The following is a 24383-nucleotide window of genomic DNA, read 5'->3' on the forward strand; positions in this document are numbered from 1 at the left end:
GTCAGAGGACGGGCACCTCGATGTGGCCGGTCGCGCCGCGCCGCGTCCGGGCCCGTCCGGCGGTGACCTCCGCGGCCCACGCCTCGAACGCCTCCAGCTCCGGGACGGGCACCGCGACGTCGGCCTCCACGCCAGTCCCGTAGCGGACGTCGCCGGGCTGGTGTCCGCGGGCGTGCAGATCGCCCAGGAACCGCCCCGCCAGCGCGTGGTCCACGCCGACGGTGACCGTCACCACCGGGCGCAGCTCCACCACGCCGACGGCGTCGAGGGCGCCGGAGACCGCCTGCCCGTAGGCGCGCACCAGGCCGCCCGCGCCGAGCTTCACCCCGCCGAAGTGGCGGGTGACGACCGCGGCGGTGCCGGTCAGCCCGCGCCGCACCAGCACCTCCAGCATCGGGATCCCCGCCGTCCCGGCCGGCTCGCCGTCGTCGCTGCTCTTGGTGATCTCGCCGTGCTCGCCGACGACGTAGGCGGTGCAGTTGTGGGTGGCGTCGCGGTGCGCCCGCCGGTGCCCGGCGATGAACGCGACCGCCTCGGCCTCGTCGGCGGCGCGGGCGAGCGTGCAGACGAACCGGGACCTGCGGACCTCCAGCTCCACCGAGCCGCCCCGTCTGATCGTGCGCATGGCGTCCGCGAGTCTACGGCCGGGCCCGAACGCCGGTCAGACCAGCTCGATGAGGTCGGCGATGGACGCCACGACGCGGTGCGGGCGGAACGGGAACCGGGCGATCTCGTCCTTGCGGGTGACGCCGGTCAGCACCAGGATCGTCTCCAGCCCGGCCTCCACCCCCGCGACGATGTCGGTGTCCATGCGGTCGCCGATCATCGCGGTGCTCTCGCTGTGCCCGCCGACCACGTTCAGCGCCGTGCGCATCATCAGCGGGTTCGGCTTGCCGACGAAGTAGGGCTCCACGCCCGTCGCCCGGGTGATCATCGCGGCGACGGCGCCGCACGCCGGCAGCGAGCCCTCCGGGGACGGGCCGATCGGGTCGGGGTTGGTCGCCACGAACCGGGCGCCGCCCTCGATCAGCCGGATCGCGCGGGTGATCTGGGAGAAGCTGTAGGTGCGGGTCTCGCCGAGCACCACGTAGTCGGGGTCGATGTCGGTGAGGACGAAGTCCGCCTCGTGCAGCGCCGTCGTCAGTCCCGCCTCGCCGATCACGTAGGCCGAGCCCTCGGGCCGCTGGTCGGCCAGGAAGCGGGCGGTGGCCAGCGCCGAGGTCCAGATCGACTCGGCCGGGACGGCCAGGCCGGCCGCCGCCAGGCGCGCCGACAGGTCCCGCCGGGTGTAGATCGAGTTGTTGGTCAGGATGAGGAACGGCTTTCCGGACGCCGCCAGGCGGCGGACGAACTCCTCGGCGCCGGGGACGGGACGGCCTTCGTGCACGAGGACGCCGTCCATGTCCGACAGCCAGTACTCGATCGGCTTGCGCTCGGTCATGCCCCCATTGTCGCAGGCAGGGATCTTCCCTGGGACCGTCCGCCCGGACGGGTCTCCCCGGGGGCCCGCGGCGCCGGGGCGTTGACCTGCGTGTGACGCGGACCATACATTTCGGACACGGCGCACCGAATCATGTTCGGCGGACGGGCCGCCCGGCGGTGCGCCCCCACCCCGCGGGAGGCGCGACGTGCAGGACCGGAACGTGCAGGACACCGGGCGGCGGCCGGCGAGCATCGCCGAGGTCAGAGCCGCGATGACGGCGCCGGGGCAGCTGTTCGAGATGGCCGAGGCGCGCATCCGCGGCGTGCGGACCCGCGTGTGGAAGAACGCCCCGGCCACCCTGCGCGACGTCCTGGAGATCTCCCGCCTCCACGGCGACAAGGACTTCCTGGTCTACGGGGACGACCGGCTCACCTTCGCCGAGCACCACGCGCGGGCGGCCGCGTTCGCGCGGCGGCTCGTCGAGCGGTACGGGATCGCCAAGGGCGACCGGGTCGCGATCGCCATGCGCAACTACCCCGAGTGGTCGGTGGCGTTCTTCGGCGCCGCCGTCGCCGGAGCCGTCGTGGTCCCGCTCAACGCCTGGTGGAGCGCGGGGGAACTGGAGTACGGGCTGGCCGACAGCGGCGCCAAGGTCCTGGTCGCCGACGCCGAACGCGCCCAGCGGCTCGCCGGCGTGCTGCCGGGCCTGGGCGTGGCGTGCCTGGTCGCTCGGGCGGGCGGCGCCGCGCCCGCGGGCACGGAGGTGTTCGAGGACGTCATCGGCGATCCGACCTCCGCGTCCGCTTCCGAGGAGTCCCCACCCGAGGTGCCGCTGCCCGACGTGCCGCTCGACCCTGAGGACGAGGCCACGATCTTCTACACCTCCGGCACCACCGGACGCCCCAAGGGCGCCCTCGGCACGCACCGCAACATCGCCGGCAACCCCGTCAGCCTCGCCTACGGGATCATGTCGGCCGGGGTGCGCGCCGGCCGCACGGTCGAGGAGCTCGCGGCGCCGCAGCCGCGCGTGACGCTGCTGAGCGTCCCGTTCTTCCACGCCACCGGCTGCCACTCGGTGCTGGTGTCCAGCGCCCTGCAGGGCGGCACCGTGGTGCTGATGTACAAGTGGGACGTCCGCACGGCGCTGGAGCTGATCGAGCGGGAGGGGGTCACCGGGTTCGGCGGCGTCCCGACGATGGCCTGGCAGGTCCTGACCTCCCCCGACTTCGGCGAGTTCGACACCTCCAGCCTCACCGGCGTCAGCTACGGCGGCGCGCCGGCCGCGCCCGCCCTCGTCGACAAGATCAAGGAGCGGCTGCCCGAGCGGATGCCCGGCAACGGCTACGGCCTCACCGAGACCTCCTCGGTCACCACCTACAACGGCGGCGTGAACTACCTGGAGCGGCCCGAGAGCGTCGGCCCGCCCGTCGCGGTCTGCGACGTCAGGGTCGTGGGGCCCGCCGGGGAGGAGCTGCCGACCGGCGAGGTCGGCGAGCTGCTCATCAAGGGGCCCAACGTCATCAAGGGCTACTGGAACAAGCCCGACGCGACCGCCGCGGCCTTCGTGGACGGCTGGTTCCACAGCGGCGATCTGGCCCGCCTGGACGCCGACGGGTTCGTCTACATCGTCGACCGCGCCAAGGACATGCTGATCCGCGGCGGCGAGAACATCTACTGCGCCGAGGTCGAGTCCGCCCTCTACGAGCATCCCGCCGTCGCCGACTGCGCCGTGATCGGCGTCCCCCACCAGGTGCTCGGCGAGGAGGTCGGCGCGGTGGTCGTGCCGCGCCCCGGCGCCGCGGTGTCCGGGCGCGAGCTCCGCGAGTTCCTGGCCGGGCGGATCGCCGCGTTCAAGGTGCCCGCGCACGTGTGGTTCCGCGAGCAGGGCCTGCCCCGCAACCCCGGCGGCAAGATCCTCAAGACCCGGCTGCGCGAGGAGCTGCTCGACCGCCCGCCGGTATCGTGATCTTGTGACGAGCGACGAACCGCGCCCCGCCCACCGCCAGATCGACGCGCCGGGCCTGGCGCCCGGCCCCGGTTACAGCCATGCCGTCTCCGTCGACGTGCCCGGCCGGCTGGTGGTGATCAGCGGCCAGATCCCGCTGGACCCGGCCGGGAACCTGGTCGGCCCCGGTGATCTGGAGGCCCAGACCCGGCAGGTGTTCGCCAATCTGGAGGCCGCGCTCACCGCCGCCGGCGCCCGCTGGGAGCACGTCGTGCGGCTCGGCTACTTCCTGCGGGACGCCGGCGGCGCCCCGGTCGTGCGCGCCGTGCGCGCCGAGTTCGTCCCCGAGAAGGTCGCGCCGGCCGCGTCGCTGGTCGAGGTGTCGCGCCTGGTCCGCGACGACCTGCTGGTGGAGATCGAGGCCCTCGCGGTCGTCCCCGCCGACTGACGGCACCCGGTGCCCGGGCCGGACGCGCGACGGGGCGCCCCCGCCGATGGGGGCGCCCCGTCCACGTGCGGAGAACGTCAGACGTTCACCCCGAAGTCGGAGGCGATGCCCGACAGGCCCGAGGCGTAGCCCTGGCCCACCGCGCGGAACTTCCACTCGGCGCCGTTGCGGTACAGCTCACCGAACACCATCGCGGTCTCGGTCGAGGCGTCCTCCGACAGGTCATAGCGCGCGATCTCACTGTTGTCGGCCTGGTTCACCACGCGGATGAAGGCGTTGCGGACCTGCCCGAAGCTCTGCTGCCGGTTGTCGGCGTCGTAGATCGACACCGGGAACACGATCTTGGCGATCTCGGCGGGGACCCCGCTCAGGTTCACCTTGATCGCCTCGTCGTCGCCCTCGCCCTCACCGGTGAGGTTGTCGCCGGTGTGCTCGACCGAACCGTCGGGGCTCTTGAGGTTGTTGAAGAACACGAAGTGCTGATCCGACAGGACCTTGTTCTCCGCCGAGCACAGCAGGGCGCTGGCGTCCAGGTCGAAGTCGGTACCGGTCGTGGTCCGCACGTCCCATCCCAGACCAACCACGACGGCGGTCAGTCCGGGGGCCTCCTTGGTCAGCGAGACGTTGCCGCCCTTGCTCAGACTGACTCCCACTGTGTCTACCTCCGTATCGGCTGCGGGCGCCATCACCCGCGTGCGGTCTGTCTAACGAGAACGGTAGTCACCTTGCGCGGGTTCCCCCGCCTCCTTGGCGAATTCGCGGCGTGGCGTGCCGTTTCTTCCCGCGCGCAAGGCCTCAGGCCAGGAACGCGGTGGGCGCGGTGACGGGGGCGGGCAGGTCGAAGGCGGCGGCCAGCTCCGCCGCGCGGGGCGCCAGCTCGTCGCACGTGCGGCGCCGCGCGGCCCACAGCTCGTCCAGGATCCCCGGCGGGACGACCCCCTCGTTGAGCAGGCCGGCGGCGCGGCGCTCCAGCCGGTCCAACGCGTGCAGGCGCAGGACGGGCCCGAGCGCCCGCGGCCCGGCGCCGGCGGCAGCGGCGAGGATCTCCAGGATGATCCGGTCGGCGCAGGCGGTGGCGGTCCGCTCGGCCAGCGCCAGGTTGCCGTTCCAGGCGGTGAAGGCGTCCTGCCCGTCGCGCAGGGCGGCCTCGACCCGTCCGGCGAGCCGGTCGCGCATCCGGCGCTCGGCGTCTCGCGCCAGGAACAGCCACACGCGCGGCGAGTCCAGGTCGCCGTCGTCGGGCGGCCCGAGCTCCGGCTCGGGCGGGACGTAGCGGTCGCGGTCGGCCATCGCGCGCGCGGTGTCGTAGAGGATGAGCTCGTTGTCGCCGCCGGCGTTCTGGTAGGCGTGCGTCAGACCCCGGTAGGCGTTGAGGCGCTCGACGGCGGCGAACCCGGGGGCTCCGCTGTGCACCCGGCACGCCGACACCGTCTCCTGCGCCTGGACGGTCGCGGCGGCCTTCAGCAGCGCCAGGTCCCGGTCGACCGCCGACCACGGCGCCCACGCGGTCGCCGGACCGCCCGCCGCGTCCGCCGACCTGTTCGGGTCCTCGCCCGCGGCCTCGCCGGGCGGACGCGGGGTGGTGACGTGCGCGGCGACGGCGGTGAGGGCGTAGGCGGACGCCAGCGCGCCCAGCACCGCCTCCTGCTGGTTGCGGTAGTCGGTCAGCGGGCGGCGCGGCGCCAGCCGGCCGAGGGTGGAGCGGCCCGCCGAGTGGGCCAGCAGCATCCCGGCGGACGCCCGGGTGATCGCGGCGGAGGCCGACACGACCGCCCGCCACACCGGCGGGGCGATGCCCATCGACCGGGTGAGCCGCGCCGCCGCGGGTCCGTGCGGGTCGTGGAAGGCCCCGTCGGCGCCGATGCCCGCGCCGTCGCGCAGCCACGCCTCGTAGGGGACGCGGACGTCCTCCAGCAGGACGGCGGCGTAGTCGATCTGCAGTCCGGTGGTCTCGGGGGCCGGGACGATCCGCACGCCGGGCGGGACGGCGCCGCCGGGCCCGCGCAGCGGCACCGCGAACACGAAGACGCCGCGCTCCTGGCCGCCGTGGACGAGGGTGGCGTAGACGGCGGCGGTCTTGGGCAGGTCCGGGTGGGCGGTGTTGGTGGGGAACTTGGCGGCCTGGACGTCCGGGGTGCTGAGCACGAACCCGCCCGTGGCGGGGTCGTGGCGGGCGACGGTGCGGGGCGACAGGTGGCTGTTGCTGCGTCCCACCTCGGTCATCAGCAGCGTGCCGAACGAGGCCATCGACTCCAGCGACTCGCGCAGCGGCTGCGTCTCCTGCTGCCCGGCGCCGAACCGCACGATCGGGCCGAGCGCGAGCGTGTAGTGCAGCAGCATCATGTGGAACAGCGGCGGGTCGGCGATCGCGGCGCGCTCCAGCAGCGCGCACAGCGCCGGCGGGTCGGCCAGCAGCTCGCCGGCCGGCGGCGCCGCCAGCCCGGCGCGGCGGAGCCGCTCGTAGGTGAGCGCGTGCCGGTCGGGCGCGGTGAGCCCGCCGGGGACGGTGAAGAACTCCTCGGGGACGGCCTCCTCCAGCCGCGCGCGTGTCTTGGCGTCGAGGGAAGAGCCGTGCACGAACTGCCGCAGAGCGTCGACGTCGGTGGTCACGAGGGGTCCTTTCGTTCGCCGGAGGGGGTGACGCCCGGGGCGGCCTTGCCGGTCAGCCCGTGGCGGGGGCGGTCGCGCAGCGGCGCCATCGTCCGCGCGTCCGGCAGGGTCAGCCGCGCGCACTGGCACAGCGCGTTGCCCGCGCCGGCCTCGGTGAACACCGTGGCCCCCGCCGCGTGCACGGCGCGCAGGGCCTCCGGCAGCCGGACGGGTTTGACGATGCAGTCGGCCATGGCGCGGTGCAGGTCGTCGTCGTCGCGATAGGCGCGGCCGCGCACCGGCGAGTGGACCGTCAATTCCAGGGGCCGCTGCGGGAAACCGCGGATCATGGCGTACCACTCCTCGTCGGCGCCGGCCATCACCGGATGGTGGGACAGGTAGGGCACCGCGAGCCGCACGGCGTTCACCCCCTCGCCGCGTGCGGCGCCCAGAACGGCGTCCAAGGGCCCGTCGGGTCCGGAGACGACCGTGACCTGCGGGGCGTTCAGGCACGCGACGACCACTTCCGGTTCGCCGGCGGCCTCGATGCAGGCGCGGGTGCGGTCCTCCCCGGCCTCCAGCAGCCCCATGCCGCCGCCCCCGCCGTGACGGGCCAGGACGCCGACGGCGGACACGCCCATGCGTGCGCCGTCGGCGATGGAGAACGCGCCCGCGCACACCAGGGCGGCGATCTCTCCGAAGCTCTGCCCGACCGCGAAGCGGGGATGGACGCCGTGCGCGCGCAGGGCGCGGTCGACGGCGACGGACGCGGCGTAGCCGGCGAGCTGGGCGACGCCGGGGGTGCGTGCCGCCTCCCGGTAGCCGCCCGGATCGTCCATGAGGATCGAGCGCAGGCGCGGCCATCCGTTGGGGGGCAGGCCCTCCTGCACGGCGTCCAGGACGTCGGCGACGGCGCGGGCGGCGCCGGGTCCGGTGCGGGCGAGGGCGGGCAGGTCGGGAACTCCCGCCGAGCCGGTGCCGGGGAACAGGAAGGCGCAGATGTCGTCGGGTTCGAGCTCTTCGGCCGGGAGGAATCGGGGTGCGGGCACGCGGGGTCTCCTTACCTTGAAGGAAGGCTGCCTTTTCCTTTAAGACAACGGCCGCTTAGCTCTCAGTTATGGACCAAAACCCTGAAATGGGATTATTCACTTATGGGATGGGACTGACAACCGCCAGTCCGGTGATGGGGGGAGGACCCGCATGACCGTGCCCGACACGCACCGGCCGGCCCGGGCGGACGACAGCGGAGCGGCGCGGGACGGCGGGCGGGGATGGGCCGTCCGCGGCACCGGCGCCCACCTGCCCCGCGACGTCGTGCACAGCGCCGACCTGTCCCGCTCGCTGGGCCTGGAACCGGACTGGATCGAGCGCCGCACCGGGATCCAGAGGCGGCACGTCGTCGCGCCCGGCGAGGCCGCCTCCGACCTGGCGGCGGCCGCCGCCGGCCGGGCGCTGCGCGCCGCCGGGCTCGACGCGGCCGACCTCGGCCTGATCGTGCTCGGCACCTCCACACCCGACGTGATCGCCCCGTCCACCGCCTGCCGGGTGCAGACGATGCTGGGCGCCCGCCGCGCCGCCGCGTTCGACATCTCCGCCGCCTGCACCGGGTTCGTGTTCGGGCTGCAGACCGCGATCGGCTGGCTGGCCACCCAGCGCGGCGCGCCCCCCTACGCGATGGTCATCGGCGTCGAGGTCTACTCGCGGTTCCTCGACCCCGACGACCGCGCCACCGCCGCCCTGTTCGGCGACGGCGCCGCCGCCGTGGTCGTCGGGCCCGCCCCGCCCGGGTACGGCATCGGCCCGATCACCCTCGGATCGGACGGCTCGGGCGCCGACGACGTGCTCATCCCCGCGGGCGGCAGCCGGCTGCCCGCCAGCGCCGAGACCCTCGCCGGGCTCGGCCACACCATCCGCATGGACGGCCGCGCCGTCCGCGACTTCATCACCGCGATCTTCCCGCGGCTGGTGGCGGAGGCGACCGAGGCCGCCGGTGTCAAGCCCGCCGACCTGGCCCTGGTCGTCCCGCACCAGCCCAACCCGCGGCTGGTCGCCGCGCTCGCCGGGGACGCCGGGCTCGATCCGGAACAGCTGGCGATCGTCGGGTACGAGGTCGGCAACATCGGCGCCGCCAGCATCCCCTACGCCCTCGACCGCGCCGTGCGGACGCAGCGGATCGGCCCCGGCGACCTGGTGCTGCTCGCCGGCTTCGGCGCGGGCCTGACCTGGGGGCACACCCTCATCACCTGGCCACCGCCCTGACCTTTCACACGCCCGGACCCTTCACACGCCCCGGCCGCAGGCGGGCGCGTGACGGCGGACGGCCCGCGAGCCGCAGGGCTCGCGGGCCGTCCGCCGCACGCGGGCGCCCGGTCAGCGCTTCGGCAGGCGCAGCACCTGGCGGGACTCGGCGCGGCGGTCCCAGGCGACGGCGGCGAACACGACCGCGAACCCGACGGGCAGCAGCGCCCACGCCGGCTCCAGCACGAGCAGCTGGGTGAGGACGGCGCCGCCCATCAGGCCGATCAGCCCGGCCGCGGCGAGCCCCGCCAGCCGCGGGACGACCAGCCCGATCGCGCCGGCGGCCTCGACGGCCCCGGTCACGTACCGCAGCCACTGGCCCCAGCCGATCTCCTCGAACGTCCTGACGGCATCGGCCTGCCCGGCGAACTTCGGCAGTGCCGAGGCGATGAGCAGGAACGCGGCGATCAGGATCTGCGCGCCCCACAGCACTTTGCGCAGCGTCCGGCGGTCCCCGGCGGAGGCGTGGGCACCGGTCGTGCGAGGGGCGATCGTGCGGGTGGCGGTGGCGCGGGTGGCGGTGGGGGTCTGGGCGCTCATGGCGGCGGTCCTTTCGTGCGCTGTCTCATCGGCCTTTCACTGACGCGTCGCACGGCCGGGCGCCGGATCGACATCCCGCCCCAGATTTCTCCAGAGTTTTTTCGCGGTGGTGTCAGCGCAGGTGGGAGGCGGTGGACGCGGCGGCGACGGCGGCCGTGGAGCGCACGAACGCCGCCAGGGCCCGGGACCGGGACGCCTCGGCCCAGGCGAGTACCAGCGTGGTCGGTTCCGCGTCGCGGACCGGTACCGCCGTCAGGTCCTCGCGCAGCAGCCCGCGCATCGACTCGGGGAGCACCGCGACCATCCGGCCGAGCGCGATGAGCTGCATCAGCTGTCCGCCGTCACCGATCACGGGCCCGTCGCCGGGGCCCGCCGCGTGCGGGCGCCGCGGCAGGACCTCGCCCTCCAGGTCGGCCATCGAGACCTCGGCGCGGCCCGCCAGGCGGTGCCCTCTGGCCACCACGACCACCTGCCGCTCCTCCATCAGCTCCTCGGTGGCCAGGCCGGTGACGTCCTGGCGCGGCGCGTACAGGAGCGCGGCGTCGGCACGGCCGTCGCGCAATGCGTCCGCCGCCCCGTACCCGAACAGCATCTCCACCGGCAGCGCATCCGGCTCGCGCTCGTAGGCGGCCAGGATCTCCGGCAGGAGGCCGCCGCCGTCCCCGCCGGGCTTCATCGCCAGGACCAGCCGGGGCCCGGCGGCGCCGGCGCGCCGCGTCCGGCGGACCGCCGCGGCGACGGCGTCCAGCGCGGCGCCGCCCTCGGCCAGCAGGGTCTCTCCCGCCGGGGTGAGCGTCACTCGGCGGCTGGTGCGCTCCAGCAGCCGCACTCCCAGGCGCCGCTCCAGCCGGCCGATCGCCCGCGACAGCGGCGGCTGCGCGATGCCGAGCCCCTCGGCCGCCCGGCCAAAGTGCAACTCCCGCGCCACCGCCAGGAAGTAGGCCAGCTCCCGCGTCTCCACCACGTCCATACCTCCAGGGTATTGATGGCGGCGCGATCGGTGTTGGCCCCCGCGCCCCCGCGGGTGGTGGGCTTCAGAACATGAGCGCCAGTCCTGACCGCACCGCTTCCCACCGCACCACTTCTCACGGCACCAGGACCGCCCTGGTGACCGGGGCCAACAAGGGCATCGGCCGCGCCATCGCCGAAGGCCTCGCCGAACGCGGCATGACCGTGCTGATCGGGGCCCGCGACCCCGGCCTGGGCGAGAAGGCGGCCGCGTCGCTGCGCGAGGCCGGGCACGACGCCCGCGCCGTCGCCCTCGACGTCACCGACCCGGCCGCGGTCGAGGCGGCGGCCCGCGCGATCGCCGCGTCCCCCGGCCGCCTGGACGTGCTGGTCAACAACGCCGGCATCTCCGGCGGCGCGCTGCACCTCCCGGACGAGGCCGACATGGACGCCGTGCGCCGCGTGTTCGACACCAACCTGTTCGGCGTGATGCGGGTGACCAACGCGATGCTGCCGCTGCTGCGCCGGGCGCCCGCGGCGCGGATCGTCAACATCTCCAGCGGCACGTCCTCGATGGCCGCCATGACCGACCCGGGCCACTATTTCTGGGACGTGCCGGGGTCGGCCGCCTACCCGGCGTCCAAGGCGGCGCTGAACATGCTGACGATCCAGTACGCCAAGCGGCTGCGGCCGGAGGGGATCCTGGTCAACGCCGCCGCGCCCGGCGCGTGCGCGACCGACTTCGCCGTGGACTTCACCCGCGCGAGCGGCCGGACCATCACCCGCACCGCCGCGCAGGGCGCCGCCGTCGCGATCCGGCTCGCCACCCTGGACGTAGACGGCCCCACCGGCGGGTTCTTCGACGACGACGGCCCCGTCCCCTGGTGACGAGCCGGGCGCCACGGCGGATGGGGCGTCAGGCGTCGCGGGGGTGGCGGGCGCGCACGGCGTCGACGCACCGGTCCCGTGACACCGGTCCCGCGAACCGCAGGCGGTCGTAGGCGGTGAACGGCGGCTCCAGCGCGTCGAGCTCGTCGACCAGGGCGTGCAGTCGCCGCGTCCACGCCGGTGTGCCGGCGTCCGGCTCGGTCGGCGCCGCCTCGATCGCGGTGACCAGGGCGTCCTTGCACTGGATGTTGCGGGGCGTCACCGAGCGCAGGCACACGTACTGCCCGTCCAGGTAGGCGGCCCACTCCTCCCTGGCGGTGGTCTGGTCGTCCCAGTGAGCCAGGAACCAGCCCTCCAGCGCGTCGGGGCCTCCGGCCTGCTCGGCGAGGCCGAACAGGTCCGACGGCACCATCTCCGCGCCGTCGGAGCGCAGGTAGCCGGGCAGGGGCAGCCTGCCCGCCAGCATCAGCCGCCGCACCTGGTCGGCGTCGCGGCCGGTGGCGCGGCACAGGGCCTCAAGGTCGGTGAACCAGGCGGTGACGTAGGCGTCGTCGTCGGCGGTCATCGGGTGGTCGCCGTTGACCTCCCGGAACCGCGCCGCCAGCCGCGCCTTCACTTCGGGGTCGCTCATGCGCGGACGCTAACCCGGGGTCGTTTCGGCATTCGCCGAAACATGACCGCACGGCGTTCACCAGGGGGACAGCACGAGCGCCTGCACGGCCAGCGCGGTCACCGCCTGTGCCGCCAGCCACGCCCGCACCCGGGGGCGGTCGAGGGCGGCGGCGGCCGTCAGCCAGGCGGCGAACGGGACCCAGATCCGCTCGACCTCGCCGCGCGTGACGCCGGAGGCGTCCAGGACCAGCACGGCGAGCAGCGCCGCACCCGCCAGCACCGCCACCGCCGCCGCAGGCTCGACCGCACGGGACCGCGCCCCCCGCCCCGGCACATCCCGCCTCAGCACATCCCGCCACAGGGCGCCGCGGCCCATTTGCGCCAGCGTGCGCGGCAGCGCGTGCGCCACCGCCGGGCCCGTCAGCAGGCCCAGCACCGCCAGGTTCGCGAACACGAAGTAGGCGTAGGAGCGCTGCGCGGATCCGCGGCTGAGCAGGTAGGTGTCCAGGGTGGCGCGGACGCCGTCGGGCCACCAGAACCCCAGCAGCGTGAACGCGGCCGGGATCACCACCAGCCCGGCGGCGGCGGCAGCGAGCACCCGCGCCCGGGGACGGCCCAGCATCGCGACCGCGAGCGGCACCGCGAGCAGAGGCAGCAGCCCGTAGCTCAGATACGGCAGGCAGCCGAGCAGCAGCCCGCCCGCTGCGGCCGGGACGAGCGCCCGGACGCCCGCGCCGCGCGCGGCGAGCGCGAGCAGGGCCGTGCCCCAGGCCGCGACGGCCAGGAAGAACGCGTCCATCGCCGTCGCGATCCATACCGCCAGCGGCGCCAGCGCCAGGAACGGCACCGCGGCCCGCGCCGTCCGCTCCCCCGCCAGGCACCGCACCGTCACCGCGATCGCCGCCGCCGCCGACGTCCCGGCCGCGATGATGAACGCCGCCGCCCACCCGGTGCCGCCCAGACCGGCCTTCTCCAGCGCCCACAGCACCAGCATCGGCAGCGGCGGATGCCCCCGCACGTGCGTGGTGTAGCCGCCGAGCCGCTCGGTGAAGGTCTGCAACCAGGCCAGCGGATCGGGGCGCACCTGCGCCAGGCCCGCCGGATACTCGGTCGGGGCGTCCAGCGGCCGGGCGAGCGCGTCCCATCCGTCGGAGACGGCCAGGGCCACCGTCCACGCGGCGGCGGCCGCCCACGCGACCGGCGGCAGCGCCCGCCACGGCAGCCGGGCCGCGAGCGCGGGCAGCGCCGCCACGGCCAGGGCCGCCACGGCGGCGGCGGGCAGGAGCCGCCACGTCGGCGGCCACCCCCGGGCCCGCGCGTGCAGCGGCGGCAGCGGGTCCTCGGTGGCCAGACCGGCGCGCCGCAGGTACCAGCCCACGGCGAACGCCGCCGCGATCCCGGCCGCCCACACCGCGACGGCGACCCACCCCGGCCATCTGCGTCGCGCCGGCCTCCCGGCCGCCTTCTCCCGGCCGTGCGCCTCGGTGAGCGTCACCGCCGCGCCTCCTTCCGGGAGTGGCGCGGGGCGCGCGTCGCCCCACCGCGCCCGGATGCGCCCCCGGCCCTGCGGCGTGCGGTGACCGCGCGGACCACGAGGGCGCAGGCCGCCGCGGCGGCGATGACGCCCAGCACGATCCCCAGGTTGCGGCCGTAGGGCAGCGGAAGCCGCGACGGCTCGTCGGCGCGGCGCCCGTAGCCCAGCACGACGGGGATGGCGACCACGGTCACGCAGGCGCCGATGACCAGCGCGGCGCGCACGATGCGCCGGCCGGCGGGCACGAGGCCGGTGAGCGCCCCCGCGGCGAGCACCGCCGGGACCAGGACGGCGTCGTGCAGGACGGCCGCCCCGACGAACCACTCCGCCCACTGGGCGAGGGGGACCTGGTCCACGATCCCGCGCAGCCCGACGGCGATGAGCGCCAGGCCGGCCGCGTACGCCGCCGCCTTCGAGGCGGTCCCGGCGTTCACGACACCACCAGCCCTTGGACCCACTTGGTCTGCATGACTCCGGGCCGGTTCGGGGCGATGAGGCGGCAGGGGTAGCCGTGGTCGAGGGCGAGAGGCGCCCCGTTCATGCCGAGGGCCAGCAGCGTCAGCGGGTCGTGCCAGTGCGGCGGGGCGACCTGCGAGGTGCGGTAGAGGCCCTGGCGTTCCAGCGACTCGACCCGCACCTGCGCGTCGTCGTCGACACCGGCCAGGCGCAGGACGTCGCGCAGCCGCACGCCCCGCCAGGACGCCTCCACGCTCCAGCCCTCCACGCAGGAGATGGGCAGCCGCGCGGTGTGCTGCGGCAGCGCGCGCAGGTCGGCCAGGGACAGGGTGACCTCCCGCGCGACCCGGCCGGTGACGGTGAGGCGCCAGCGGGGGTCCCGGGCCTGGGCGGTGACGCCGGTCGCGGCGGCCGACTTGTTGACCGGGACGTCCTGCGGCCCGGTGCCGGGGCGGCGGGGCGCCAGCACCGCCAGCGGCGCCAGCGGGGTGACCGCCTCCCCCACCGTGGTGAGCGCGACGACGCCGCTCGCGCCGGCGACGGTGAGCAGGAAGCCGCGGCGTCCGACGCCGTCCTGGGGGCGGGTCATCACGGTGCGGCGCGCCTTGGCCCACTGGTCGGCGATGTGGATGACCAGCGCGCCGACCAGGATGTAGGCCGTCCAGTAGTGCGCGGTGGTGAAGTAGAACCGGAACGCGTACCAGTAGGCGACGTTCAGCACCCCGGTGACGAACTGGAACAGCGCCGCGCCGACCAGGACGAACACCAGCAGCCGCTGGGCGCCGTGGACGAGCGAGCGGACCGGAGGCCACTGCCACAGCCGCGGGTAGACCGTCCACAGCTTGGCGAGCAGCAGCGGGACGGTCGCCAGCCCGCCGATGACGTGCACGCCCTGGGTGACCCGGTACAGGTTCACCGGCCGCGACGGCCACAGCATCCACCCGGCGGGCTGTTGCATGAAGTGGCTGACCAGCCCGGTCCCGAAGGAGACCAGGACGCTGACGCCCAGGGCGATGCCGAGCCAGGAGGCGACCCGCTCGTCGTGCAGGCGGCTGGTGAACCGTCCCGGGATCCCGCGCAGCACGGCGGTGGGCGCGGGCGGCCTGTACCGGTCGAGTGCGGGTCTCATGGGCGCGCGTCCCCGGAGCGCAGGGTGACGAACCACCGGTCCGCGTCCTCCCAGGACTCGGTGACGGTCGCGGCGCACCTGGCGGCCAGCCCGGCGACGGCGTCGGCGGACACGTGCGCCCAGGCGAACCATTCGCCGACCGACCGGTCCGAGCGCAGCCGCAGCGGCTCGACCCGGGAGGACGAGCCGGGCGGCCCGACCTCCGCGAGCACCTGCCCGCCGGGCGCCAGCAGCGCCAGGACGCGGCGCAGCAGCACGGCGGGGTCGCCGCCGATGCCGATGTTGCCGTCGGCGAGCAGCACGGTGCGCCAGCGCCCGGCGCCGGGCACGCGGCCGAACACGTCGCGGCACAGGGCCGGGCCGCCCGCCGCGACGGTCAGCGCGACCGCGGAGGGGGCCAGGTCGATGCCGAGCACCGGCAGGCCGCGGCGGGCCAGCGCCACCGTCAGCCGGCCCGGTCCCGAGCCGACGTCCAGGGTGGCGCCGGCGCAGCGGTCCAGCAGCCCGCCGTCGCCGGGCCGCACGGCCAGCCAGTCGTGCACCGGCAGCGGCCGGCGGCGCCCGTCGGCGTGCTCGATCTCCACCGGGGCGCGTCCCCGCAGCGCCTCCTCGTACAGTTCGCCGATCATGCCGGGACGGTCCGGTGACCGAGGGCCCGTACGGCGGCGGCGAACAGGCCGCCCGGCGCGGCCGCGGCGACGGCCGCGGCGTCGGCGGGGGTGTCGACGTCGGTGAGTTCGGGCAGCGTCGCGATCCGCAGGCCGGCGGCGCGCAGCCGCGCGAGCTGGACCGCGCCGGTGTCGGGGCGCGACATCGGGACGCCGCGCAGCAGCGCCGCGGCGGGGCGGCGCAGCCCGAGCAGCCAGAACCCGCCGTCGCGGGCGGGTCCGAACACCGCGTCGCGGCGGCCGAGCGCGCGCCGGGCGCGGTCGAGGAGCGCGGGGGTGACCTGGGGGGTGTCCATGCCGATCAGGACCAGCGGGCGGCCCGCGTAGGCGTCGGCGAAGGCGTGGGCGAGGCGTTCGTCCAGGCCGCCGCCGCGCTGGGCGATGACGGTGAAGCCGTCCGGCAGCCACGGCCCGGGGTCGCCGGCGAGCGCGAGGACCCGCCGGCGGGCCGGTGCGGCGGCGACGGCGGCGAGGGTGTCGCGCAGGGACGCCTCGGCGAGCGCGGCGGCCTCGGCGGGGGTGTAGGCGGGCGTCAGGCGGGTCTTGACCCGCCCGGGGACGGGCTGCTTGGCGATGACGAGGAGGTCGGCGTCACCGGGCCCGGGTGCGCCGGTCATCGGGCGACCTCCGCCAGGACGCGGCGCATGTCGCGGACGGCGCGGACCGTCCCGCCGAGGGTCCCGGTCACCTTCGAGGCGCCGGTGCGCGGCCGGTAGGGCACGTCGATCTCTCCGATCCGCCACCCGCCGCGGGCGGCGTGCAGCACCATCTCCAGGGGGTAGCCGAACCGGCGGTCCCGCAGGCCGAGGCCGAGCAGGGCGTCGCGGCGGGCGGCGCGCATCGGCCCGAGGTCGCGCAGCCGGGTCCCGGCGCGCCGGTTCAGCGACCGGGCCAGCACGGCGTTGCCCAGCCGGGCGTGCGGCGGCCACGCGCCCGGCCCGGTCGGCCGCCGCCGCCCCAGCACCAGACCCGGCGGCGACAGGCTCGACGGCGACAGGCTCCGGCCGCCGGATTCCAGGTCGCCGAGGGCGGCGACCAGGCGGGGCAGGTCGGCGGGGTCCAGCGAGGCGTCGGCGTCCATCACGCACACCACCTCGGTCCGGGCGGCCTGCAGCCCGGCATGGCAGGCGGCGCCGAAGCCGCGCTGCGGCGCCGCGACGACGCGGGCGCCGTGGTCGGCGGCCACGCGCGCGGAGCCGTCGGTGGAGGCGTTGTCGACCACCAGGGCCCGGAACCCCTCGGGCATCCGGTCCAGCACCCAGGGCAACGCCTCGGCCTCGTTCAGGCACGGGAGAACCACATCGATCACAGCTCAGACGCTACTTTCGGTGACGGGGCGGCGACCCTTACGAACTGGTGACGTGCGGCCGGGCGAACTCGGCCATGCCCTCGGCGAACTGCACCGCCGGGCGGAAGCCGAGCTCGCGCCGGGCGCGGTCGGGCCGGGCGACGATGTGGCGGACGTCCCCGAGCCGGTAGTCCCCGGTGACGCGGGGCCGGGGGCCGCCGAACGCGTCGGCGAGGGCGCCGGCCATCTCGCCGATGGTGCGGGGATCGCCGCTGGCGATGTTGTAGGCGCGCAGGCCGCCGGGCTCGGGCGGCCCGTCCGCGGCCCGCTCCAGCGCCAGCACGCCGGCGCGGGCGACGTCGCGGACGTGGACGAAGTCGCGGCGCTGCGCGCCGTCCTCGAACACCAGCGGCGCCCGCCCGTCCATCAACCGGGACCGGAAGATCGCCGCGACGCCGGCGTAGGGGGTGTCGCGCGGCATCCGCGGTCCGTAGACGTTGTGGTAGCGCAGCGCGGCGACGGTCCCGCCAGCCGCGCGCGCCCAGGACGCGGCCAGGTGCTCCTGGGCGAGCTTGGTGTCGGCGTAGGCGTTGCGGGGGCCGGGCGGGGTCTCCTCGCCGACCGCGCCGGGGGCGAGCGGCTCCCCGCACGCCGGGCACGGCGGCTCGAACCGCCCGGCGCGCAGCGCGTCCTCCGGCCGGGGCCCGGGGCGGACGAGGCCGTGGACGGCGCAGGTGTAGGCGCCCTCGCCGTAGACGACCATCGAGGAGGCCAGTACCAGGACGCCGACGCCGGCGCGCGCCATCTCGGCCAGCAGCACGGCGGTGCCCTGCACGTTGACGGAGGTGTAGTCGGGCAGGTCGGCCACGTCCACGCCGAGGCCGACCTTGGCGGCCTGGTGGCAGACGGCGTCGACGCCCTCCAGCCGTCGCGCGACCGCGGCGGCGTCGCGGACGTCGGCGGGCGGGTCGCCGAGCCCGTCGGGGCGCGTGTCGAGCCCGCGTACGCGGTGGCCGGCGGAGGTCAGTGCCTCGGCGATGTGCGAGCCGATGAACCCGGCCGACCCGGTGAGCAGTACGTTCATGCGCACGAACGTAGGGCGCGCGGTGCGGCCGGGACCGCCCGGACGGGCCGGTCAAGATACCTTGTTCGAACCTTGTAAGAACTTCACCCGGCGGCGGGGACGAGCGGGGCGAGCAGTCCGACGGCCTTGTCGACGTCGGCCTCGGTGGTGCTGAGGTGGAACGCGCAGCGCAGCCGCCCGGCGCGCACGGTGGCGACGACGCCGTTGCGGCGCAGCAGGTCGGCGGCGCCGTCCGGGACGGGCACCGACACGATGGCCGAGTCGCCCTGCGGGAGGCCGAGCCCGGCGGCGAACCGGCGCGCCAGCGCGACGTCGTGGTCGTGGATCGCGGGGATCCCGACCTGTTCCAGCAGGCCCAGTGCGGGGGCCTGCGCGACCCAGCACTGCCACGCCGGGGACAGGTCCAGGCGGCGGGCGCCGTCGGCCAGTCGCAGCGGCAGCCCGTAGATGGAGTCCCAGATGTCGGCGCCGGCGTACCAGCCGGCGCCGATGGCGGGCAGGGTGTCCAGGGCCTCGCGGGTGCCGGTCAGGAAGCAGGTCCCGCGCGGGCCGAGCAGCCATTTGTAGCCGCCGGCGACCAGCCAGTCGACGCGGTCGGCGGGCAGCGGCAGCCATCCGGCGGCCTGGGTGGCGTCCAGCAGGACGCGGGCCCCGTGCGCGCGGGCCGCTTCGATGATCTCCTCCATGGGGGCGATGCGGCCGTCGGCGGACTGCACCGCCGACACCGCGACCAGCCCGGTGCCCGCGCCGATGCGCTCGGCGATCCGCTCCAGCGGCACCGACCGGACGCTCAGGTCCGGGCGGGCGGCGAACGGGAACAGCAGCGAGGTGAAGTCGCCGTCGGCGACGACCACCTCGGCGCCGGCGGGCAGTGATGCCGCGACCAGCCCGGTGAAGTAGGACACCTGCGGGCCGCACGCGACCCGATCCGCCGGGACGCCGAGCAGCCGCGCGAACGCCTCCCGGGACCGGGTGACCGCCGCGTCCAGGTCGCCGCGTTCCAGCAGCCCGGCGGCCCGGTCGTGCTCGGCGGCGAGCATCGCCTCGTGCGCGGCGCGCGGCGGCAGCCCGTAGGTGGCGGTGTTGAGGAAGGCGACGCCGGCGCCGAACTCGCGCTGCGCCTCTGGCAGGGAAAGGGTCATGCCCCGATCGTGGAGCACCGGCACGCCATAGCACAAAGTACTGATTTCTTGGCGTCCCATCAGCAGCGTTGATACCTTGCGGCGATGCTGGACCTGCACCGGGGCCGGATCCTGCGCGAGGTGGCGCGGCTCGGGTCGATGACCGCCGCCGCCCGCTCCCTGGCCTACACCCAGCCCGCGGTGTCGCATCACATCGCCCGCCTGGAGGCCGAGGTCGGCACCCCGCTGGTGGTCCGGCACGGCCGGGGCGTGCGGCTGACCGAGGCGGGCCGGGTCCTGGTCGAGCACGTCGAGGACGTGCTGGCCCGCATGGGCGACGCCGAGGAGCGGATCGCCGCGATCGCCGGGCTGCGCGCCGGCCGGGTGCGGGCCGCGGTGTTCCCCACGGCGGCGGGCGGGCTGATGCCCGACGCCCTGGCCCGGCTGCGGGCCCGCGCGCCGGGGGTGTCGGTGACGCTGGTGGACGCCGAGCCGCCCGAGGCGCTGGCGCTGCTGCGGGCCGGGGAGGCCGACATCGCGGTGGTGTTCCGGCACGTGTCCATGCCGCCCGAGACCGACGCGCGGTTCCGGGAGGTCGTGCTGTGCGAAGACCCGTTGCGGCTGCTGGTTCCGGCGGCGCATCCGCTGGCGTCGGCGGAGCCGCCGCGGCTGGAGGACCTGGCCGGGGAGACGTGGGCGTCGGGCTGCGCGCGGTGCCGCGACCATCTGCGGTGGGCGTGCGCGCGCGCCGGGTTCGTCCCCGACATCGCGTTCGCCACCGAGGACCATGTCGCGATCCAGCGCCTGGTCGCGCGGGGCCTGGCCGTGACGACGCTGCCGGGGCTGGCGCTCGGCCTGCACACCGAGCCGGGCGTGGCGTTCCCCGACGTGCGCGACGTCGGCAGCCGCCGCATCAGTGCGGTCGTCGCGGCGGGTCCGCGGCCGCCCGCGGTGGCGGCGCTGCTGGACGAACTGGCCGCCGCCCCCGGCGCAACGGGTTAGGGCGGGCGAAGGCTGGGACGGGGCGGGGCGGCTGGGAGAGGTGGCGGTGCGGGTCGGTGAGGCGGCTCGCGGCGGCCGGCACGGCCTCGGCCAGGGCGGGCATCCGGTCGTCGCCGAACCGCACCGAGGGTGCCTGCGGCGCGACGGCCGCGAACACGCGCCCTCCGCGGTCGCGGACCGGCGCGGACACGGTGGGGGGCGTGCGATAGTGGGGCGCGTGGCCCCCGACACCCCGGTACGCGCGCCCCGTCCCCGCAAGGCCCGAACGGCGGGCGGGAAGGTGCGGGGCCCCTCGCCGTCACTGACGGTCCGGCACGGGATCGGGTTCACGCGGAACCCGTGCGCGAGCCTGCTGCGCCTGCACGCCGAGGCGGGCCCCGTCGCGGTCGTCGGGACGCGCCGGATGCCGTTCGTGCACCTGTTCGGCCCCGACGCCAACGCGTTCGTGTTCGCCAACTCGGGCCTGTTCCGCTGGCGGGAGGCGTTCGACCTGCTGGTGCCGGTGAACGGGGAGACCGCGCTGATCGTCAGCGACGGCGCCGACCACCGGCGGCGGCGCCGGCTCGTCCAGCCGGCCTTCCATCACCGGCGCGTCGCCGGGTACGTGGCGCGGATGGCGGCCAACACCGACGCGGCGCTGGAGTCCTGGCGCCCCGGCCGGACGCTGGACGCCTACGCCGAGCTGCGCGGGGTGATCCGCCGCAGCACGGTGGAGGTGCTGTTCGGCGACCGGCTCGCCGCCGACAGCGAGGTGATCGGGCGGCGCCTGCAGGTCGCGCTCGCGGCCGTCGACCGCAACTTCGTGCTGCAGATGGTGCTGCGGTCGGTGCCCAACCCCTACATGCGGCGCGTCGCGGAGTCGCGCGCGCTCGTCACCCGGCGGGTGGACGAGGAGATCGAGCGGCGGCTGCGCGAGGGCGGCGAGTACGACGACGTGCTGGGCATGCTGCTGGCCTCGCGCGACGAGGACGGCGCGGGCCTGACCCGCCAGGAGCTCCAGGACCAGGTCATCAGCCTCATCTCGGCCGGCTACGACACCACCAGCGCCGCGATGGCGTGGGCGGTGCACGCGCTGCTGGCCCATCCGGAGGCCGAGGAGCGGGCGCGGCGGGAGGTGGCCGAGGTGGTCGGCGACCGGCCGGTCGAGGCCGCCGACCTGCCCGCGCTGGAGTACCTGGACGGGGTGGTGAACGAGACGCTGCGGCTGTTCCCGCCCGCCGTGCTCAGCGCCCGCGTCCCGGTCGAGGACTTCTCCTACGGCGGGTACCGGGTCCCGGCGGGGGCGATGGTGTTCTACTCGCCGTTCGTCACCCACCGGATGCCGGAGGTGTGGCCGCAGGCGGGGCGGTTCCGGCCCGAGCGGTGGGACCGGTCCTCGGCGCTGTACCGTCCCACCACGCCCGCGACGTACCTGCCGTTCGGCGGCGGCCCGCACCGCTGCATCGGCTCGACGCTGGCGACGGTGGAGATCAAGACGATGCTGGCGTGCCTGCTGCGCCGCACGCGGCTGTCCCTGGTCTCCCCCGCCGCCACGCCGACGAGCGTGACCGCGATGCGCCCGCGCGGCGGTGTGCCGGTGCGGGTGCTCGGCTAGTCCGGCGCCCGGCTAGTTCTGGCGGAGGCAGACGCAGAAGGGGTGCCCTGCCGGGTCGGTCAGGACGCGCCAGCGGTCGCCGCCGGGCTGGAAGTCGGGTCTGGCGCCGCCGAGGCCGGTGACGGTCTCCTCGGCCTTGTCCAGGTCGTCGACGTAGAAGTCGAGGTGGAACTGCTGGGGGCGCTCCCCCTCGGGCCAGGTGGGCGGCCGGTGCCCGGCGACGCCCTGGAAGTAGACGTCCAGGCCGTTGGGAAGTTTGACGGCGGAGGCCTCCGGGGTGTCGTAGGTGACCTCGCCTCCGGTCACCGCCGCGTAGAACGCGGCGAGCGCGGGGGGTTCCGGGCAGTCGAGGGTGACGGCGACGAACTCGGCGATTCCGGGCATCTATCGGCTCCTTCGTGATCGGTGAGCCCCCAGGTTCCCAGGGGAAGCTGACATCTTCTGTCAGGTACCGGAGAACGCGTCGGCATTGCGCTCGCACCAGTCGGCGAAGGTACGGGGCGGGCGGCCGAGCAGCCGCTCCACGGTGTCGGTGCGGATGGCGGCGCCGCCGGCGCGCATGCGCGCGTACCAGTCGACGAGGCCGTCGGCGAGCGCGGGGGGCGCGCCGCCGGGGAACCGGGCCCGCACGGCCTCCTCTGCGGTCCGCGCCGGGCGGGCCTCGATCCGGCGCCCGGCGGCCGCGGCGATCATCTCGACCTGCTCGGCGACCGTGAGCAGCTCGCCGCCGGTGAGGGCGTAGGTCCGGCCCTGGTGGCCGTCCTCGGTGAGGACGGCGGCGGCGACGGCCGCGAGGTCGGCGGTGTCGACCGGCGCGAACCGCCCCGGGCCGGTCGGGTCCAGGACGTACCCGCCGCCGCGGACGGTCGCCGCCCACTCCAGCGCGTTGGCCATGAAGGCGCCGGCCCGCAGGATCGTGAAGGGGATGCCGGACGCGCGGACGATCTCCTCCCGCTCGTGGTGCCAGCGGCCCATGGCGGGCACCGGGTCGCCGACCACGGTCAGGGACGACAGGTGCACGATGTGCCGGACCCCGGCGTCGCGGGCGGCGGCGACGGCGTTCGCGGTGTGCTCCAGGCCGATGCCGGTCGGGAGCAGGAACAGCCGGTCCGCGCCGGCGAACGCGGGCGGCAGCGTGGCGGCGTCGCCGAGGTCGGCGACGACCCGCTCGGCGGCGGGCAGGCCGGCGGCCCGCGCGGGGTCGCGGACGAGCACGCGGAACCGCGCGCCGCGGCCGGCCAGCTCGCGGGCGAGGTCGCCGCCGATGTTCCCGGTGGCGCCGGTGACCAGTAGCATGAGCCCTCCATAATCGTTTGCCGTCTATCGATGTTCGCGGCTGAACGTTAGCCGGTAAATGATTAGCCGCCAATCGATCTGCTGCGAGGGAGCCCGCGATGCCCGACTTCCTGGACCTGCACAGCCGGACGTCCAAGGCGCTGCGAGCCGCGGCGGAGAACGGGATGCGGCGGCACGGCCTGCACTACGGGCAGGACTTCCTGCTGCGCGCGCTGTGGGAGCGCGACGGCCGCACGCCCGGCGAGATCGCCGCGGCGCTGCACGTCACCACCCCGACCGTCGTCAAGGCCGCCACCCGGATGTCGGCCGCGGGCCTGCTCGTCCGCCGGCGGGACGAGCGGGACAACCGCCTGGTCCGGCTGTGGCTCACCGACGCAGGGCGCGCCCTGCGCGAACCGGTCGAGGCCGAGCGCCGCGCGCTTGAGGAGACCGTCACCGCCGGTCTCACCGCCGCCGAGCGCGCGCACCTGATGAGCGCCCTGGAGAAGATCCACCGCGCCGCGGCGGCACTGCCGGCCGACGAGACCTGACCGGGCCCCGGCCGGGCGGCCGGTGCCCGGGGGTCACCGGGCGGCGCGGGCCAGGCGGTCCGCCATGGCCGCCACGCGGTCGCGCAGCTCGGCCGGCTCGCGGATCTCGAAGTCGATGTCGAGGTAGGCGATGCGCAGCGCCGTCCACTCCAGGGAGTCGGCGGAGGTGCGCAGCACGCAGCTGCGGTCGTCGATCGGCTCGACCTCGGCCTCGGTCACGCGGAACCGGTCGGCCAGTTCCCGCGCGGACGCGTGCACGAGCAGCACCGCCCGCGTCGCCGGCCGCGATCCCGCCATGAAGCGGGTGACGAACTCGGCCGTGTCGGCGGCGGGCAGCTCGCGCGGCGGGCACCGCACGCCGGTCGGGAGCGGGCCCGACACGCGGTCGACGCGGAAGATCCGCCAGTCGTCGCGGACGGCGTCGAACGCGACCAGGTACCAGCGCCGCCCCGCCGACACCAGGCCGTGCGGCTCGACCAGGCGCCGGGTCTCCTCGTCGCCGGCGTCGCGGTAGGCGAAGCGGACGCGCTCGTGGTCGCGGCACGCCGCGGCCAGCACCGTCAGGGTCTCGGGGGCGGCGACCGGCCCGGCGGGCGGGGAGCCCAGGGTGGTGGTCGCGGCGTGCAGGGCGGTGACGCGGCGCCGCAGCCGCGCGGGCAGGACCTGTTCGAGTTTGGCCAGCGCGCGCACGGACGCCTCGGCGATGCCCTCGACCGCTCCCCCGGTGGCGGCGCGCAGCCCGACGGCGATCGCGACGGCCTCCTCGTCGTCCAGCAGCAGCGGCGGCATCGCGGCCCCGGCCTCCAGGACGTAGCCGCCGGCCGCGCCGAGCGTGGCGTGCACCGGGTAGCCGAGGCCGCGCAGCCGCTCGATGTCGCGGCGGACGGTCCGGGGGCTGACGGCCAGGCGCGCGCACAGTTCCGGCCCGCTCCACTCCCGGCGGGTTTGCAGCAGCGACAGCAGCCGCAGCAGGCGTTCGGACGACATGCT

Annotated in this window: 26 protein-coding genes; 7 read left to right on the forward strand and 19 right to left on the reverse strand. The window is 75.9% G+C overall.

Annotated features, from left to right (window positions below; genetic code table 11):
* Window position 1: 1 nt before the first annotated feature.
* Both BJ999_RS22045 and BJ999_RS22050 read right to left on the reverse strand, forming a co-directional pair.
* Entirely contained in the window at window positions 2-625 is a 624-nt protein-coding gene (locus BJ999_RS22045; RefSeq protein ID WP_179835051.1) for an IMPACT family protein, read from the reverse strand.
* Window positions 626-661: 36 nt separating this feature from the next.
* A complete protein-coding gene (locus BJ999_RS22050; RefSeq protein ID WP_089313137.1) occupies window positions 662-1441 on the reverse strand; it encodes an HAD-IIA family hydrolase in 780 nt (259 codons plus the stop codon).
* Window positions 1442-1628: 187 nt separating this feature from the next.
* Here BJ999_RS22050 and BJ999_RS22055 point away from each other — a divergent pair, with 187 nt between their 5' ends.
* Together BJ999_RS22055 and BJ999_RS22060 are read left to right on the forward strand one after the other, a co-directional pair.
* Window positions 1629-3389: a class I adenylate-forming enzyme family protein gene (locus BJ999_RS22055; protein ID WP_229810642.1), complete on the forward strand. Its 1761-nt coding sequence runs from the start codon at window positions 1629-1631 to the stop codon at window positions 3387-3389.
* Window positions 3390-3393: 4 nt separating this feature from the next.
* On the forward strand, window positions 3394-3816 hold the full coding sequence (locus BJ999_RS22060) for a RidA family protein (RefSeq protein WP_179835052.1): 423 nt from the start codon (window positions 3394-3396) through the stop codon (window positions 3814-3816).
* 77 nt (window positions 3817-3893) lie between these two features.
* Here BJ999_RS22060 and BJ999_RS22065 read toward each other — a convergent pair whose 3' ends face one another.
* The 3 genes from BJ999_RS22065 to BJ999_RS22075 all read right to left on the reverse strand — a co-directional run bounded on the left by BJ999_RS22065 (window position 3894) and on the right by BJ999_RS22075 (window position 7454).
* On the reverse strand, window positions 3894-4469 hold the full coding sequence (locus BJ999_RS22065) for a TerD family protein (RefSeq protein ID WP_089313140.1): 576 nt from the start codon (window positions 4467-4469) through the stop codon (window positions 3894-3896).
* Between the two features lie 142 nt (window positions 4470-4611).
* The gene (locus BJ999_RS22070; protein WP_179835053.1) at window positions 4612-6426 is read right to left on the reverse strand and encodes an acyl-CoA dehydrogenase family protein; all 1815 of its coding nucleotides are present in this window, start codon (window positions 6424-6426) and stop codon (window positions 4612-4614) included.
* Window positions 6423-7454 (reverse strand): ACP S-malonyltransferase, encoded by a 1032-nt coding sequence (locus tag BJ999_RS22075; protein WP_179835054.1) that lies wholly within the window; start codon window positions 7452-7454, stop codon window positions 6423-6425. The genes BJ999_RS22070 and BJ999_RS22075 overlap by 4 nt, the downstream gene beginning before the upstream one ends.
* Window positions 7455-7605: 151 nt before the next feature.
* Between BJ999_RS22075 and BJ999_RS22080 the strand changes: the two genes are divergently transcribed.
* On the forward strand, window positions 7606-8664 hold the full coding sequence (locus BJ999_RS22080; protein ID WP_179835055.1) for a 3-oxoacyl-ACP synthase III family protein: 1059 nt from the start codon (window positions 7606-7608) through the stop codon (window positions 8662-8664).
* A 111-nt stretch (window positions 8665-8775) separates the two neighbouring features.
* Here BJ999_RS22080 and BJ999_RS22085 read toward each other — a convergent pair whose 3' ends face one another.
* Complete coding sequence (locus BJ999_RS22085) at window positions 8776-9243, reverse strand: DoxX family protein (RefSeq protein ID WP_179835056.1); 468 nt, start codon at window positions 9241-9243, stop codon at window positions 8776-8778.
* A 112-nt stretch (window positions 9244-9355) separates the two neighbouring features.
* Complete coding sequence (locus BJ999_RS22090; RefSeq protein WP_179835057.1) at window positions 9356-10213, reverse strand: LysR family transcriptional regulator; 858 nt, start codon at window positions 10211-10213, stop codon at window positions 9356-9358.
* 71 nt (window positions 10214-10284) lie between these two features.
* Between BJ999_RS22090 and BJ999_RS22095 the strand changes: the two genes are divergently transcribed.
* Window positions 10285-11079, forward strand: coding sequence for an SDR family oxidoreductase (locus tag BJ999_RS22095; protein WP_179835058.1), 795 nt, complete (start codon window positions 10285-10287; stop codon window positions 11077-11079).
* A gap of 28 nt (window positions 11080-11107) precedes the next feature.
* On the opposite strand, the gene BJ999_RS22100 is transcribed toward BJ999_RS22095, so the two are convergent.
* The 9 genes from BJ999_RS22100 to BJ999_RS22140 form a co-directional block, all read right to left on the reverse strand.
* The gene (locus BJ999_RS22100; protein ID WP_179835059.1) at window positions 11108-11710 is read right to left on the reverse strand and encodes a DUF6058 family natural product biosynthesis protein; all 603 of its coding nucleotides are present in this window, start codon (window positions 11708-11710) and stop codon (window positions 11108-11110) included.
* 57 nt (window positions 11711-11767) lie between these two features.
* The gene (locus tag BJ999_RS22105) at window positions 11768-13186 is read right to left on the reverse strand and encodes a hypothetical protein (RefSeq protein WP_179835060.1); all 1419 of its coding nucleotides are present in this window, start codon (window positions 13184-13186) and stop codon (window positions 11768-11770) included.
* Window positions 13183-13659 (reverse strand): hypothetical protein, encoded by a 477-nt coding sequence (locus BJ999_RS22110; RefSeq protein ID WP_179835061.1) that lies wholly within the window; start codon window positions 13657-13659, stop codon window positions 13183-13185. Before BJ999_RS22110 ends, BJ999_RS22105 begins: the two co-directional genes overlap by 4 nt.
* Window positions 13656-14810: a molybdopterin-dependent oxidoreductase gene (locus tag BJ999_RS22115; RefSeq protein ID WP_179835062.1), complete on the reverse strand. Its 1155-nt coding sequence runs from the start codon at window positions 14808-14810 to the stop codon at window positions 13656-13658. Before BJ999_RS22115 ends, BJ999_RS22110 begins: the two co-directional genes overlap by 4 nt.
* Window positions 14807-15439, reverse strand: coding sequence for a class I SAM-dependent methyltransferase (locus BJ999_RS22120; protein WP_179835063.1), 633 nt, complete (start codon window positions 15437-15439; stop codon window positions 14807-14809). The genes BJ999_RS22115 and BJ999_RS22120 overlap by 4 nt, the downstream gene beginning before the upstream one ends.
* Window positions 15436-16095 (reverse strand): TIGR04282 family arsenosugar biosynthesis glycosyltransferase, encoded by a 660-nt coding sequence (locus BJ999_RS22125; RefSeq protein WP_179835064.1) that lies wholly within the window; start codon window positions 16093-16095, stop codon window positions 15436-15438. Before BJ999_RS22125 ends, BJ999_RS22120 begins: the two co-directional genes overlap by 4 nt.
* A complete protein-coding gene (locus BJ999_RS22130) occupies window positions 16092-16787 on the reverse strand; it encodes a glycosyltransferase family 2 protein (RefSeq protein ID WP_229810643.1) in 696 nt (231 codons plus the stop codon). Before BJ999_RS22130 ends, BJ999_RS22125 begins: the two co-directional genes overlap by 4 nt.
* A 37-nt stretch (window positions 16788-16824) precedes the next feature.
* The gene (locus tag BJ999_RS22135; protein WP_179835065.1) at window positions 16825-17850 is read right to left on the reverse strand and encodes an NAD-dependent epimerase/dehydratase family protein; all 1026 of its coding nucleotides are present in this window, start codon (window positions 17848-17850) and stop codon (window positions 16825-16827) included.
* Window positions 17851-17933: 83 nt separating this feature from the next.
* Complete coding sequence (locus BJ999_RS22140; protein ID WP_179835066.1) at window positions 17934-18992, reverse strand: aminotransferase class V-fold PLP-dependent enzyme; 1059 nt, start codon at window positions 18990-18992, stop codon at window positions 17934-17936.
* Between the two features lie 84 nt (window positions 18993-19076).
* Here BJ999_RS22140 and BJ999_RS22145 point away from each other — a divergent pair, with 84 nt between their 5' ends.
* Window positions 19077-19973 carry a LysR family transcriptional regulator gene (locus BJ999_RS22145; protein ID WP_179835067.1) on the forward strand — a complete coding sequence of 299 codons (897 nt, stop codon included), beginning with the start codon at window positions 19077-19079 and terminating at the stop codon, window positions 19971-19973.
* 217 nt (window positions 19974-20190) lie between these two features.
* Window positions 20191-21567 carry a cytochrome P450 gene (locus BJ999_RS22150; RefSeq protein ID WP_229810644.1) on the forward strand — a complete coding sequence of 459 codons (1377 nt, stop codon included), beginning with the start codon at window positions 20191-20193 and terminating at the stop codon, window positions 21565-21567.
* A gap of 12 nt (window positions 21568-21579) precedes the next feature.
* On the opposite strand, the gene BJ999_RS22155 is transcribed toward BJ999_RS22150, so the two are convergent.
* On the reverse strand, window positions 21580-21951 hold the full coding sequence (locus BJ999_RS22155; protein ID WP_179835068.1) for a VOC family protein: 372 nt from the start codon (window positions 21949-21951) through the stop codon (window positions 21580-21582).
* A 60-nt stretch (window positions 21952-22011) separates the two neighbouring features.
* Window positions 22012-22863 (reverse strand): NAD(P)H-binding protein, encoded by an 852-nt coding sequence (locus tag BJ999_RS22160; RefSeq protein ID WP_179835069.1) that lies wholly within the window; start codon window positions 22861-22863, stop codon window positions 22012-22014.
* Window positions 22864-22961: 98 nt separating this feature from the next.
* Here BJ999_RS22160 and BJ999_RS22165 point away from each other — a divergent pair, with 98 nt between their 5' ends.
* The gene (locus tag BJ999_RS22165) at window positions 22962-23393 is read left to right on the forward strand and encodes a MarR family winged helix-turn-helix transcriptional regulator (RefSeq protein ID WP_179835070.1); all 432 of its coding nucleotides are present in this window, start codon (window positions 22962-22964) and stop codon (window positions 23391-23393) included.
* A gap of 33 nt (window positions 23394-23426) precedes the next feature.
* On the opposite strand, the gene BJ999_RS22170 is transcribed toward BJ999_RS22165, so the two are convergent.
* Window positions 23427-24380 carry a helix-turn-helix transcriptional regulator gene (locus tag BJ999_RS22170; protein ID WP_179835071.1) on the reverse strand — a complete coding sequence of 318 codons (954 nt, stop codon included), beginning with the start codon at window positions 24378-24380 and terminating at the stop codon, window positions 23427-23429.
* Window positions 24381-24383: the final 3 nt, after the last annotated feature.

This window comes from Actinomadura citrea (assembly GCF_013409045.1).
Lineage (GTDB): Bacteria > Actinomycetota > Actinomycetes > Streptosporangiales > Streptosporangiaceae > Spirillospora > Spirillospora citrea.

Bases quoted from the DNA above. Each gene is read 5' to 3' on its own strand.
- BJ999_RS22155 (WP_179835068.1), bottom strand. From the start codon at position 21,951: ATGCCCGGAATCGCCGAGTTCGTCGCCGTCACCCTCGACTGCCCGGAA.
- BJ999_RS22095 (WP_179835058.1), top strand. From the start codon at position 10,285: ATGAGCGCCAGTCCTGACCGCACCGCTTCCCACCGCACCACTTCTCAC.
- BJ999_RS22050 (WP_089313137.1), bottom strand. From the start codon at position 1,441: ATGACCGAGCGCAAGCCGATCGAGTACTGGCTGTCGGACATGGACGGC.
- BJ999_RS22100 (WP_179835059.1), bottom strand. From the start codon at position 11,710: ATGAGCGACCCCGAAGTGAAGGCGCGGCTGGCGGCGCGGTTCCGGGAG.
- BJ999_RS22140 (WP_179835066.1), bottom strand. From the start codon at position 18,992: ATGACCCTTTCCCTGCCAGAGGCGCAGCGCGAGTTCGGCGCCGGCGTC.
- BJ999_RS22120 (WP_179835063.1), bottom strand. From the start codon at position 15,439: ATGATCGGCGAACTGTACGAGGAGGCGCTGCGGGGACGCGCCCCGGTG.
- BJ999_RS22135 (WP_179835065.1), bottom strand. From the start codon at position 17,850: ATGAACGTACTGCTCACCGGGTCGGCCGGGTTCATCGGCTCGCACATC.
- BJ999_RS22170 (WP_179835071.1), bottom strand. From the start codon at position 24,380: ATGTCGTCCGAACGCCTGCTGCGGCTGCTGTCGCTGCTGCAAACCCGC.
- BJ999_RS22145 (WP_179835067.1), top strand. From the start codon at position 19,077: ATGCTGGACCTGCACCGGGGCCGGATCCTGCGCGAGGTGGCGCGGCTC.
- BJ999_RS22125 (WP_179835064.1), bottom strand. From the start codon at position 16,095: ATGACCGGCGCACCCGGGCCCGGTGACGCCGACCTCCTCGTCATCGCC.
- BJ999_RS22090 (WP_179835057.1), bottom strand. From the start codon at position 10,213: ATGGACGTGGTGGAGACGCGGGAGCTGGCCTACTTCCTGGCGGTGGCG.
- BJ999_RS22080 (WP_179835055.1), top strand. From the start codon at position 7,606: ATGACCGTGCCCGACACGCACCGGCCGGCCCGGGCGGACGACAGCGGA.
- BJ999_RS22165 (WP_179835070.1), top strand. From the start codon at position 22,962: ATGCCCGACTTCCTGGACCTGCACAGCCGGACGTCCAAGGCGCTGCGA.
- BJ999_RS22085 (WP_179835056.1), bottom strand. From the start codon at position 9,243: ATGAGCGCCCAGACCCCCACCGCCACCCGCGCCACCGCCACCCGCACG.
- BJ999_RS22160 (WP_179835069.1), bottom strand. From the start codon at position 22,863: ATGCTACTGGTCACCGGCGCCACCGGGAACATCGGCGGCGACCTCGCC.
- BJ999_RS22045 (WP_179835051.1), bottom strand. From the start codon at position 625: ATGCGCACGATCAGACGGGGCGGCTCGGTGGAGCTGGAGGTCCGCAGG.
- BJ999_RS22115 (WP_179835062.1), bottom strand. From the start codon at position 14,810: ATGAGACCCGCACTCGACCGGTACAGGCCGCCCGCGCCCACCGCCGTG.